At 43.0% G+C, this 602-nt stretch carries 2 protein-coding genes; both read left to right on the top strand.

Annotation, left to right across the window (positions count from 1 at the left end; genetic code table 11):
* The coding region (locus tag A3738_RS18165; protein ID WP_156504327.1) for a DUF1329 domain-containing protein at positions 1 to 360 on the top strand (360 nt) is incomplete at its 5' end.
* A 61-nt stretch (positions 361 to 421) separates the two neighbouring features.
* On the top strand, positions 422 to 602 hold a 181-nt coding region (locus tag A3738_RS18160), incomplete at its 3' end, for a hypothetical protein (protein WP_156504326.1).

Below are 602 nucleotides of genomic sequence, written 5' to 3'. Positions count from 1 at the left end.
CCAGAGTATGTGCGCTGGGAATTACACCGAGTGCATGTCGTAGAAGCAAACCTCAAAAAAGGAGCTCGCCACATATACAAGAAGCGAGTGTTTTATATAGATGAAGACTCTTGGAGTATTGCTTTGGTTGATCAGTATGACAACCGTGGTGAGCTTTGGAGAGTAAGCGCTGCAATGCTGAAAAACTATTACGAATTGCCGGGCACTTGGACTACCTCGGATGTTTTTCATGACTTGCAGTCGCGTCGATATAGTGTCAATGGATTGTACTCTGAAGAACGACAGGCCCCTTTGTTTGAAAGCAAGGTTCCTGGTAAACGTTATTTTAAGCCGCAGTCTTTGCGTCGCCGAGCACGATAACCATCTTATAGTTACATGACGCTCCATTAAATGGGGCGTTTGAACGTTTTAAGGATAATAGATGAATTCTATTTTTCATCGCTGTTTTGGTCTTCTAGGGGGACGAAAGCTAGCGCAAGCATTTATAGGGGCGAGTGTTGTAGGTAGCTCGTTTTCGCTTCAAGCAACGGATGTATTAAATACTCCTTCCTACCCTTCTGAATTAGCCTCTGAATATTTATTGGTTGATATTGAAAATCTTG

The organism is Oleiphilus sp. HI0066 (genome assembly GCF_001635725.1).
This window is presented reverse-complemented; position numbering and strand designations above follow the sequence as displayed.